Here is a 10,108-nt window from a genome sequence, read left to right on the forward strand (position 1 = left end):
ATTCCTGCATGACCACCATGTCTTCGCGCGAGGTCGAGCACGCCATCGAGATCGCCGCGCCCGCTGAGATTGTCTACGACCTGCTGGCCGAGGTGGAGAGCTGGCCACGGATCTTCGCACCGACCATCTACGTAGATCACCTCGAACGGTCCGATCGGGAAGAACGGATCCGGATCTGGGCCACCGCCAACGGTGCGGTGAAGAACTGGACCTCACATCGCAGTCTCGATCGGCCGAACCTCACCATCGTGTTCCGGCAGGAGGTTTCGGTCCACCCGGTGGCTTCGATGTCGGGAGCCTGGCTGATCGAACCGATGTCGGCGACCCGCACGCGAGTGCGCCTGGTGCACACCTACCGAGCCGTGGACGACGACCCGGCGGGTTTGGCGTGGATCGACGAAGCGGTCGACCGGAACTCGCAGGCCGAACTCGCAGGGCTGCGGGCCAATATCGAATCTCACCGGGCAGCCGAGGATCTCAGCTTCTCGTTCGAGGATTCGATCTGGATCGCGGGCGACCAACGCGATGTCTACGAGTTCATCGACAATGCCGCGTTGTGGCCCGAGCGACTCCCGCACGTGTCGACAGTTCGCTTCGATTCGAACGCCGACGGCCTACAGACGCTGGAGATGGACACCAGGGCAAAAGACGGTTCGGTACATACCACCAAGTCCTACCGAATCGCGCTCCCGGACGAAAAGATCGCTTACAAGCAGGTGACATTGCCTGCGCTGCTCGCGCTGCACACCGGTAGGTGGACTTTCTGTGTGGAGGGCGACGGCGTGCGCGCGACATCGCAGCACACCGTCGCGCTGCGGCCCGAAAACATCGAGCCGATCCTCGGCACAGGTGCCACCGCGGCGGACGCTCGGGACTACGTTCGCTCCGCCTTGAGCACCAACAGTCTCGCGACGCTGGAGCATGCCAGGGCATACGCCGAGTCGCGTCGTTGACCGTGGGTGCGAAGTCACTGCACACAGAGGTGGTGGTGGTCGGCGCGGGGCCGGTCGGTCTGATGGTGGCAGCTGAGCTGAGGCGCTACGGTGTCGACGTTCTCGTCCTCGAACGTGAGGTAGCTCCGACCGAACAGTCGCGCGCGTCGACGCTGCATGCGCGGACCATGGAAATCTTCGAGGCGCGGGGGCTGTTGGGCGAGCTGGGTACACCGCCGAACGAAGCGCTCGGGCATTTCGGCGGCATACCGCTCGATCTGACGCTGCCGAGTCGGTTTTCAGGCCAATGGAAAGTGCCGCAGTCCCGGACCGAGGCGTTGCTCGGTGAATGGGCGGTCGGGCTCGGCGCGAAGGTCCGGCGCGGCTGGTGCGTGGAGGACATCGGTCAGTTCGCCGACGGTGTCGAGGTCGGCGTGCGCAGCCCGTCCGGAATACGCAGCGTGCGAGCGGAATTCGTCGTTGCCTGTGATGGCGAGACGAGCACGGTGCGTCGTTGTGCCGGGATGCGCAGCTCGGGATCCGACGGTACGCGGGAACTGCTGCGTGCCGACGTCGCCGACCTCGACATTCGAAACCGCAGGTTCGAACGGCTCGACGGCGGGTTCGCGGTCGCCGCACGGGGGGCCGCCGGCCTCACCCGGGTGATGGTGCACCGTTACGGTTCCGTGGCAGGAGCCCGCGACGGCGAGCCGACCTTCGCGGAGTTCGCGCGGACGTGGACAGACGTGACCGGCGAGCACATCGGTGACGGTAAAGCGGTGTGGGTCAACGCGTTCCGGGACACGAACCGGCAAGTCGATTCCTATCGGCACGGTCGGGTCCTGTTCGCAGGCGACGCGGCGCACCAGCAGATGCCCAGTGGCGGGCAAGCACTGAACCTCGGCCTGCAGGACGCGGTGAACCTGGGATGGAAACTCGCACAGCGGCTCCAGGGTGGCAGCGACGAGGTGCTCGATACCTACCACAGCGAACGGCATCCAGTGGGGGCACGCGTGCTCGCCAACATCCGCGTGCAGACCGAACTGCTACTCGGTGGTCCGCAGCTCGATGCGGTGCGGGAGTGCCTGCGGGAACTGATCGAGCTGGAACCGGTGCGCCGTTATCTCGCCGCCATGGTCAGCGGGCTCGATGTGCGGTATCCAGTGACTCCGGGTCGACACCCGTCGCTGGGCACGCGGTTTCCCGATGCGATGCCTGCAGCCGAATCGTTGTGCGCCCGGTGGGCGCTGCTCGTCTTCGATTCGTCCCGATGGGAAGGGCTGAGGCGCGCTACCGCGCCGTGGGCGGAGTGGGTCACCGTGAACAGCGCCGAGACCAGCCTGCTCGAGCCGGGGTTGGGGGGCGCCGTGCTGCTGCGGCCGGACGGCCATATCGCGTGGGCCGGTAGCAGTGATCAAGAGCTGACCGAGACCCTGCGCCGTTGGCTGGGTTCTGGAACGAATTAGTCAGAGAGCGGAATTGTTGTGGATACGGATGTGATCGTCGTCGGCGCCGGGCCGACCGGACTCATGCTCGCGGGTGAACTCCGGCTCGCCGGTGCCCGCGTGGTCGTTGTGGAACGACTACTCGCGCCGACCGGGCAGTCACGCGGACTCGGCTTCACCGCGCGTGCCATGGAGACCTTCGACCAGCGTGGGCTGCTACCCGCCTTCGGGCCGTTGGAAACCAGTCCGCTCGGCCACTTCGGCGGTATGCGCTTCGACTACACGGTGCTGACGGACTGCCACTTCGGAGCGCGCGGGGTACCGCAGTCGCAGACGGAATCGGTGCTCGAGAACTGGGCGGTCGGGCTCGGCGCGGAGCTGCGGCGCGGGTGGGACCTGCGGCAGGTACACGACCGGGGCGATCACGTGGAAGCGGTCGGCGTCCGCGATGGGCAAGCGGTGGTGCTGAGCGCTCGCTACCTGGTGGGATGCGATGGCGGCCGCAGCACGGTGCGCAAGCTGGCCGGCTTCGACTTTCCTGGAACGTCGGCCGGGCGCACGATGTATCTCGCGGACGTGGTCGGCTGTTCGATTCCGGCGCGGCCACTCGGCGAACGACTCCCCGGTGGCATGGTGATGGCCGCTCCCTTGGAGCCTGGAGTCGACCGCGTCATCGTGTGCGAACACGGCGTACCGGGTGACGAGCGCGCCGACGAGGTCGACTTCGCCGAGGTCGCGGCGGCCTGGGAGCGGATCACCGGTGAGTCCATTCGGCACGGCTCGGCGACCTGGGCCAGCGCATTCACCGATACGACAAGGCAGGTCACCGAGTACCGGCGTGGCCGCATACTGCTGGCGGGTGACGCCGCGCACGTCCACCTGCCTGCCGGCGGACAGGGCCTGAGCACCGGGATCCAGGACGCGGCCAACCTCGGCTGGAAACTCGGCGCAGTCCTGAGCGGTTGGGGGACAGCGGAACTGCTGAACACCTACCACACCGAGCGGCACCCCGTCGGGGAGCGGCTGTTGTGGAACACCAGGGTGCAGGGGATGACCTTCCTCGGCGGTGCCGAGGCCGAGCCGTTGCGGTCGCTGTTGACCGAACTGCTCGAGATCGACGACACGAAAAGGCATCTCGCGGGCTTGGTCAGCGGACTGGATGTGCGGTACCCGTGCGGACCGGATGACCACAGGCTGGTTGGTCGTCGGATTCCACCACGAAAGTTGCAGATCGCCTCGGGCGTCGCGTCGACGTTCGAGCTGCTGCACCCCGCTCGCGGCGTCTTGCTGGATCTGGCCGACCGGCCGGACATCCGCGAGCTCGCCAAACCCTGGAGTGATCGGGTGATCATCTTGACCGCGGCAACGGCAGACGACGAATCATTCGGGGTAGCAACAGGTTTGCTGGTCCGGCCCGATGGCTATGTGGTCTGGGGCGTCGACGGGCCTGGCGCACCGAACGGGCTGGAGGCCGCACTCCGGCAGTGGTTCGGTGAGCCGATCCAGTGACCACGACGCAGACCGAGCGGCCTACCGGAGCGCGCCCGACAGTGTTGTGCGCGGGAACGACCACCCTGTCCGCACTGGTGAGCCGTCCCGAGACAACCCACCCACGCGCGACAGTTGTCGCGATCCCCGGAACGGGCATGCGGGCAGGCTATTTCGACGGTCAAACCCTCCCGTCGACCTCGCTGCTCGCGCTCGGCGCGCAACTCGGATTCACGGTTGTCGCGCTGGACCGGCCGGGTTACGGTCTCTCGTCGGAGCGGTGGCCGAACGGGCAGTCGCTCGCGGATCAGACGACGACAGTTCGCGCGGCGCTCGCCACCTTCGCGGCCGAAAACCCGGTCGGGGCGGGGATCTTCCTGCTCGGTCATTCGCTCGGCGGCATGGTCGCGCTGTCCGTTGCCGCCGCATCCGGCGGCGGGGGAGTGCTCGCCGTCGATGTCTCGGGTTGTGGGCACCATTACGCGCCGGGCGCTTGGCGGTCAGCCGGCCGAACACACCGGTGCTGGGGGCCACTGAGCCTCTATCCTCCCAACACCTTTCGATCGAGTTCGGGGCTCGTCGCATCGACGCCGCGGGCCGACATCCTTGCCGCGTGGTCCTGGCCGCGCCGATTCCGATCGATCGCCGAACGCCTGACCGTCCCCGTTCGATTCACCTTCGCCGAACACGAGCAGATTTGGCGACATGATCGACAGGCATTGGGCGAGTTGACAACTCGGTTGGCGCACGCCGAACGCGTCGTCGTCGACGAACAGCCACACGCGGGGCACAACATCAGCCTGGGCTGGGCGGCCCGCTCCTACCACCTGCGGTGCTTCGGCTTCATCGAGGAGTGCCTGCTGAACAAGGAGGTCACCGGATGACCCTACGCGCGGACATCGAGAACATAGAACTGTGCAGCCGCTATTTCCGGCACCTGGATCTCGACCGGGACCGTGTCGATTGGCTCGGTGAGATTTTCACCGAAGACGTCGAACTGCTGTTTCCGTCGGGGACCATCAGTGGTTTGTCCGAGGTCCGTGAGTTCCAGGTTCGAGCTGCCGCCACTTTCGCGCGCAGCCATCATATGGGAGCCAACTACCTGGTCGAGATACACGGGGACATCGCGGAGATCCGGGCGCACTTGACGGCCGCGCACATCCGTGCGGAGAGCGATTTGTCAGCGGCTTTCACGATGGGCGGGCATTTCGTCGCCACCACCGTCCATACGTCGAAGGGGTGGCTGATCAACAGGTTCGAGTTCCAGGTGGTGTGGCAGCAGGGTGCCGCGCCCGCATGAACCGCTGGGTCGCACGTGGCGGCTCGATGACGACATTTCGCGAAGGAGATACATGAAAATCTACGATCCCAGCTTGTCGATGGACCCCTCCGAAGTAGCAGGCAAACGCCTTTCCTTTGCCACCAAACTAAAATATTCGGCGCGTATCCGACGGGTCGAGTTCATTCCGGTCGGTATCACAGTAATTCTGTTCCCAGTGGTCTTGGCCGCGGGTGGACTCGGCGAAATACTGTCGGGTCGTCTGGCGCTCGCGCTGATCGCTGTGTTCTCGACGATGCACCTGGCCAACCTGATCAACTGCTATGTCGACCGTGACCTCGACGCCGTGTACAAGGGCAGGCTCTCGGAAGCCGTACACGGGCTCGGCGCTGCCAACATCAAAATGCAGATCGTTGTCACCTGCGTCCTCATGGCGGTGCTCGGTGTCGCGATCGCCGTGATCACCGAGCACTACGACGTGCTCGCGATCGTCGCGGTCCAGACGGTCCTCGCGATCCAGTACACGACCCGGCCCCTGTTCCTCAAGGGTGCCGGACTGTGGCAGATCCCGGCGCTGTTCGTTCTCATGTTCTTCGGCGCCGGTGTGCTGGCGATCCGGACGTGCTACGACACTCTCGATCTGCCTGTTCTGTGTGCGGCGGCCGGCTTCGGCGCTGCCATGATGGGCGTCGTACTCCTGAACACCACCGAGGACTTTCCGGAGGACAGGGAGTTCGGGGTCTACACCTCCGCGCGCGCCCTCGGCATCACGGGCGCCATGGCGACCGGCGCCGTGCTGGTGGCACTCGGCGTCGGTGCGACGGTGGTCGGGGTACTCGCCACCATGCCCGCGATCGCCGTCGCCCCGATCGTGCTGGCCTGGATTCCCATTCAAGCGTCGCTCACCCGGTCCTGGATTCAGGTTCGTGGCCAGGAAGAAGCGGTCGCGATGCCGATCGTCCGGCGGCAGGCGAAGTTGGTCCCGGTGTATCTGGCGATCTTCGGCTGGGGCTCCACCGCCGGCGCTCTGATCGGTCAGCTCGCATGAGTTCGAGGAAAGCGAAGACGATGAGTGCACTCGATACAAAGAATTCAGTGACGATCCCGCGTTCGTTTCTGCGGGGATTCGTGGGCGTGGTTGTCGTCGGACATATGATCGGCTTCCGCGCTTACCACCTCGCCAACACACTGCACAATCTCCAGGTGCAGGCCGAGCGGTGGCGCAGCATCGAAGCCGAACGCACCGAATTGTGCCTGCTGGTCGGCGCGCCCGAAGCGGCGGTGCAGGCACGGCTGGAAGCGATACAGGCACACAACGACCTCGTCGACGAGATCGCCCGAATTCGCCGCACCTCGTTGACTGCCAAGATCTTTCGGGTGTGGGGGAGCGCGCGGCTGCCCGAACGGCTCTCCGCCGACTTGCCGGCCGGGCGACCGGTACGGGCCGAGGTCTCATGACCACGCCAGACAACCAGGTCGACACCGATGTGATCATTGTCGGCGCTGGCCCCACCGGGCTCACCGCTGCCTGCGCGCTGCAGCAGGCGGGTGTGCGGGTCGAAGTACTCGAGCGCTCCGCGGAAGGTGCCGGAAATTCGCGCGCGGCTGTCGTGCATGCCAGCACGCTGGAAGCGTTCGCCGCCATCGACGTAGCAGCGGAGATCATCGCCGAAGGCCTGCGTTTCGACGCGTTCGCGGTCTACCGGCGCGACGAGCGATTGATACGGGTGGAATTCGACGGTATCGGGTGCCGATTCCCGTTCGTGGTCACCATTCCGCAGAACATCACCGAACAGATCCTGCACCGCAGGCTCGTCTCGCTCGGCGGACAGATCACCCGATCCACGACCGTCACCGAGCTGATACAGGCGAGCGACCACGTGCGTGTGACTGCAGTGGGAGACGATGGTCGTTCGGTCAGCCGGTCGGCGCGATACGTCATCGGCGCCGACGGGGTTGGCAGTACGGTGCGCAAGCTTTCCGGCATCGAATTTCCTGGCTCGACCTACCCGGACGAGTACATGCTCGCTGACGTCACGTTGCGTGGGTACGTCACCGATGACGAAGTCTGCCTGTACTTTTCGCCTGCGGGCTCGGTCATCGTCGCGGCGCTGCCCGGCGGAATCTTCCGCATCATGTGCAGTGTGGCCGGGGCTTTCGACCCGGCGAACGTGGCAGCGCTGCAGGACCTGCTGGAAGAGCGGGGTCCGGGTGGGCTCACCGTCGATACCGTCGTCTGGGCGTCGAAGTTCCAGCTGCAGCGGCGCCTCGCCGAGACCTACGCGCGGGATCGGGTGATCTTGGCGGGTGACGCGGCCCATGTGCACAGTCCGACCGGTGGGCAGGGCATGAACATGGGTGTCCACGACGCGGTCGATCTCGCGAACCGGATCGTCGGCATCCTGCGCACCGGAGCCGCGGACGACCTGCTGCTCGAATACAGCAGCACGCGACGCCGCCATGCGGCGACCGTGCTCGAGTTCACCGACCGCGCCATGCGTGTATCCAATGTGAATTCGCGGCTTCCGATGGCGCTCAGAAACGAGTTCCTCAGAACAGTCGGTGTTTTCCCCGCAGTCCGGAAGAAGATCGCTCGACGAGTGTCCGGCATCGAATCGCTCGCTGATATCGGTGTCACCACTGTTAGCCCTTGAATGTAGCGCGAGATCCTGGGAGTAGCTAGTGCCATCCATTTTCGAACCTGTACGCGACAGCAAGATCGGACCGAAAGTTGTTCGCGCCTGGGCCAATACGCACAGCGCGGTCTACCGCGCGACCGGCGGTCGGGTCGGTGCCGCCTGGCCGTTTCACAAGCATTTCCCGCGTCGTATTCCGATCTGCCTGCTGACCACCACCGGCAGGAAGACCGGTATCCCGCGGACCAAGCCGACCGTCTACGCGATGAGTGGTTCCGACGTTGTCATCGCGGCGTCGTACGGCGGAATGCCGAAAGACCCACTGTGGGTGAAGAACATCAAGGCCGACCCGCATGTGACGGTCCGGCGAGGTAAGACCGAAACGAAAATGGTCGCTCGGCTGGCCGGTCCGGGTGAGCGCGCAGCCATGTGGGCGAAGCTGGTCGAAGTGTTTCCAGGCTTCGACGACTACCAGGCAGCGATCGAGCGTGAGATTCCGGTGGTCGTCTGCAGCCCTGCCGATACCTCCGTCGCTGGATAGGGAGAAGCCCAAAATGGAAAAAGTAGTCTTGCTCGACGATGACGGAACTGTTGTCGGAAGCGATTCCAAGGCGCTGGTGCACACTACCGACACCCGGCTGCATCTGGCGTTTTCCTGCTACGTTTTCAACACCGCGGGGGAGGTTCTCCTCACTCAGCGTGCACTGGACAAGCGAACCTTTCCCGGATGCTGGACCAACACGTGCTGTGGCCATCCTGAGCCAGGTGAAGCTATCGACACCGCTATCGAGCGGCGACTACGCGAGGAGCTGGGCCTAGCGGTCAGTGACCTTCGTGTCGTGCTGCCGGGGTTCAGGTACCGCGCGGTGATGGACAGCGGCATCGTGGAGAACGAGATCTGTCCTGTGTTCATGGCTACGGCCGAGGCGGATCCGGTGCCCTGTCCGTCGGAGGTCGCGGATTTCCGCTGGCTGGCCTGGAGCGAGTTTCTCGATTATGCCGCCGATCCGGCATCCGGCCTCTCGCCTTGGGCGCGGCTGCAGAGCGCCGAACTGCGGCTGCTCAGCGGTGCGCCCGATTCTTGGGAAGCTGCCGAAGCCGCGCTGCTGCCGCGCTGTGTGACCGTGACGCCCGAGTTCGCGGCCGCATGAAAATCGCGCTGTTGGGAGCGACCGGCCGGCTCGGACGCGCCGTCATCGCCGAGGCCGCCGCACGCGACTATGACGTGACGGCGCTGGCCAGGACGCCGGAAGCGCTGGCCGATGAGCCCGGTGTCCGGGTCGTGGCAGGCGACGTGGTCTCGGGAACCGGTCTGCACGAGGTGGTCGCCGGCTGTGATGTTGTCGTCTCGGCATTGGGCGTCGGCACTTCCAGGGAGCCGACAACGGTCTATTCCGCGGGAATCGCGAACGTCGTGGCCGCGGCGGCGGCGCAGTCGCTGAAACGCCTTGTTGTCGTGTCGGCGGCACCGGCCGGGCCGTGGTCGCAGGTCGGCTCTTTCGAACGCCGATTGGTCTATCCCGCCTTGGAGCGGGCATTCGGCAACTGCTACGCCGATATGCGGACCATGGAACAGGTGCTGATCGCATCGGCGGCGGATTGGACAGTTTTCCGGCCACCGCGACTGACCGACGGGGCGCCCGGGCGTCCACGTATCTCGCCCGATGGGCCGCTGAAAACCGCAGTCTGGGTAACTCGTCGAGATCTGGCGCGAGCGATGCTCGACTCGATCGCGAACGAATCCCTGATCGGAAAATTTGTGGCCATCGCGCGATAAGCGAGCAAACAGAAAAGGGAAGACGATGAAGCAGCTATTGCTCGCCGCCCAGATCTACACCATGGTGGGGTTGATATCGGGTCTGTTCTATCGGGAACTGACAAAATCGCACGACTTTACCGGAGATACCGAACTCTCGGTGGTTCATACCCACTTGTTCGCGCTCGGGACATTGTTTCTCCTGATCGTTCTCGCATTGGAGAAGCAGTTCGAACTGTCGAAATCCGAGACCTTTCGCTGGTTTTTCTGGGTGTACAACGTCGGTCTCACCTGGACGGTGACCGTCATGACGATCATCGGGAGCCGGACCGTGCTCGGCAACGGTGAGAGCAAGTTCCTCGCCATCATGGCCGGGGTCGGCCACATCACCATTACCGCGGGCTTCGTCTTGTTCTTCGTGTGTCTGCGCCCCGCGGTGCTTGCCTCCTCGGACAAGCGCGTCGGTCCGGCGGACGAACAGAGCCTGGTCGCTCGACCGTCCTGAGCCGGACCGTCGACCTGCTGCGCCGCACCCCCCCCCGGCGCCCGCCGGCACCCCCGGCCCCCCGGGG

The 10,108-nt window shown here is 65.2% G+C and carries 12 protein-coding genes; all 12 read left to right on the forward strand.

The features are described from left to right. Positions 1-8 precede the first annotated feature (8 nt). The 12 genes from ACWF82_RS32360 (at position 9) to ACWF82_RS32415 (ending at position 10,041) form a co-directional block, all read left to right on the forward strand. Positions 9-953, forward strand: coding sequence for an aromatase/cyclase (locus ACWF82_RS32360; RefSeq protein WP_452507380.1), 945 nt, complete (start codon positions 9-11; stop codon positions 951-953). Positions 954-955: 2 nt separating this feature from the next. Further along, positions 956-2,398 carry an FAD-dependent oxidoreductase gene (locus tag ACWF82_RS32365; RefSeq protein WP_452507381.1) on the forward strand — a complete coding sequence of 481 codons (1,443 nt, stop codon included), beginning with the start codon at positions 956-958 and terminating at the stop codon, positions 2,396-2,398. An 18-nt stretch (positions 2,399-2,416) separates the two neighbouring features. Further along, positions 2,417-3,886, forward strand: a complete 1,470-nt coding sequence (locus ACWF82_RS32370; protein WP_452507382.1) for an FAD-dependent monooxygenase — start codon at positions 2,417-2,419, stop codon at positions 3,884-3,886. Next, complete coding sequence (locus ACWF82_RS32375) at positions 3,883-4,749, forward strand: alpha/beta hydrolase (RefSeq protein WP_452507383.1); 867 nt, start codon at positions 3,883-3,885, stop codon at positions 4,747-4,749. The genes ACWF82_RS32370 and ACWF82_RS32375 overlap by 4 nt, the downstream gene beginning before the upstream one ends. After that, positions 4,746-5,165, forward strand: a complete 420-nt coding sequence (locus ACWF82_RS32380) for a nuclear transport factor 2 family protein (protein ID WP_452507384.1) — start codon at positions 4,746-4,748, stop codon at positions 5,163-5,165. The genes ACWF82_RS32375 and ACWF82_RS32380 overlap by 4 nt, the downstream gene beginning before the upstream one ends. A 79-nt stretch (positions 5,166-5,244) precedes the next feature. Beyond that, positions 5,245-6,192: a UbiA family prenyltransferase gene (locus tag ACWF82_RS32385; protein WP_452507391.1), complete on the forward strand. Its 948-nt coding sequence runs from the start codon at positions 5,245-5,247 to the stop codon at positions 6,190-6,192. Between the two features lie 47 nt (positions 6,193-6,239). Beyond that, the gene (locus ACWF82_RS32390; RefSeq protein ID WP_452507385.1) at positions 6,240-6,602 is read left to right on the forward strand and encodes a hypothetical protein; all 363 of its coding nucleotides are present in this window, start codon (positions 6,240-6,242) and stop codon (positions 6,600-6,602) included. Beyond that, positions 6,599-7,798 carry an FAD-dependent oxidoreductase gene (locus tag ACWF82_RS32395; protein WP_452507386.1) on the forward strand — a complete coding sequence of 400 codons (1,200 nt, stop codon included), beginning with the start codon at positions 6,599-6,601 and terminating at the stop codon, positions 7,796-7,798. The genes ACWF82_RS32390 and ACWF82_RS32395 overlap by 4 nt, the downstream gene beginning before the upstream one ends. Before the next feature lie 28 nt (positions 7,799-7,826). After that, the gene (locus tag ACWF82_RS32400) at positions 7,827-8,321 is read left to right on the forward strand and encodes a nitroreductase family deazaflavin-dependent oxidoreductase (RefSeq protein ID WP_452507387.1); all 495 of its coding nucleotides are present in this window, start codon (positions 7,827-7,829) and stop codon (positions 8,319-8,321) included. A gap of 13 nt (positions 8,322-8,334) precedes the next feature. Continuing rightward, positions 8,335-8,931, forward strand: a complete 597-nt coding sequence (gene idi / locus ACWF82_RS32405) for an isopentenyl-diphosphate Delta-isomerase (protein ID WP_452507388.1) — start codon at positions 8,335-8,337, stop codon at positions 8,929-8,931. Then, on the forward strand, positions 8,928-9,557 hold the full coding sequence (locus ACWF82_RS32410) for an NAD(P)-dependent oxidoreductase (protein ID WP_452507389.1): 630 nt from the start codon (positions 8,928-8,930) through the stop codon (positions 9,555-9,557). The genes idi and ACWF82_RS32410 overlap by 4 nt, the downstream gene beginning before the upstream one ends. 25 nt (positions 9,558-9,582) lie before the next feature. Then, on the forward strand, positions 9,583-10,041 hold the full coding sequence (locus ACWF82_RS32415; RefSeq protein ID WP_452507390.1) for a DUF2871 domain-containing protein: 459 nt from the start codon (positions 9,583-9,585) through the stop codon (positions 10,039-10,041). Positions 10,042-10,108 lie beyond the last annotated feature (67 nt).

The sequence above is a fragment of the Nocardia sp. NPDC055053 genome (genome assembly GCF_053608285.1).

Coding starts and splice junctions, on each gene's coding strand:
- ACWF82_RS32360 (WP_452507380.1), top strand. CDS start 9: ATGACCACCATGTCTTCGCGCGAGGTCGAGCACGCCATCGAGATCGCC.
- ACWF82_RS32380 (WP_452507384.1), top strand. CDS start 4,746: ATGACCCTACGCGCGGACATCGAGAACATAGAACTGTGCAGCCGCTAT.
- ACWF82_RS32385 (WP_452507391.1), top strand. CDS start 5,245: ATGGACCCCTCCGAAGTAGCAGGCAAACGCCTTTCCTTTGCCACCAAA.
- ACWF82_RS32395 (WP_452507386.1), top strand. CDS start 6,599: ATGACCACGCCAGACAACCAGGTCGACACCGATGTGATCATTGTCGGC.
- idi (WP_452507388.1), top strand. CDS start 8,335: ATGGAAAAAGTAGTCTTGCTCGACGATGACGGAACTGTTGTCGGAAGC.
- ACWF82_RS32410 (WP_452507389.1), top strand. CDS start 8,928: ATGAAAATCGCGCTGTTGGGAGCGACCGGCCGGCTCGGACGCGCCGTC.
- ACWF82_RS32415 (WP_452507390.1), top strand. CDS start 9,583: ATGAAGCAGCTATTGCTCGCCGCCCAGATCTACACCATGGTGGGGTTG.